Raw genomic sequence first — 520 nt, 5'->3', positions numbered from 1 at the left:
CCGCATACCCGGCATACCGGTCATCGTGACGCCCTCGCCGGTGGTCAGCGCGAAGCTGTCGGCCGGATGCTCTTCGATCCCCCAATCCAAACCGGCGAGCGCCAGCGCCTCGTCGACGCTGCGGGCGGAGCTGATGTCGGCGCCGAGGGAACGGCTGGCGAACGTGCGGGTAGCGGCGGGAGCAGTCATGTGAACCTCCGATATGGCTGGGATGCGTTGTCGGATTCGAAATTACGAACGCCCTGACAGCGGTGTTTCACCTCGTAGACGCCGGCGCGGCCGCCATCCGACAACCACACCCCCTGAACAGCCACGGATCTCACGGGGCCGGCCGATGGTGGTGCGCCCCAACGGCGCGGACAGCCGCCCACCTCTCCCTGGTCGCGCCTTCCCCCTCGAGCTGCACACGTCGTGCCGATCAACAGCGCCGACGTCGCCGGCGCGGACGCCCGTCCGATCCACCCGCAACGACGAACGCCCGCCCCCTGTGCGGGGCGGGCGTTCAGTCGTTGGCCTGGAC

General features: G+C 69.4%; 1 protein-coding gene. It reads right to left on the bottom strand.

The features are described from left to right. On the bottom strand, positions 1-189 hold a 189-nt coding region (locus AC1DQC_RS20285), incomplete at its 3' end, for a hypothetical protein (protein WP_477053021.1). Positions 190-520 lie beyond the last annotated feature (331 nt).

The organism is Cellulomonas sp. P4_H12, from assembly GCF_056400905.1.
This window is presented reverse-complemented; position numbering and strand designations above follow the sequence as displayed.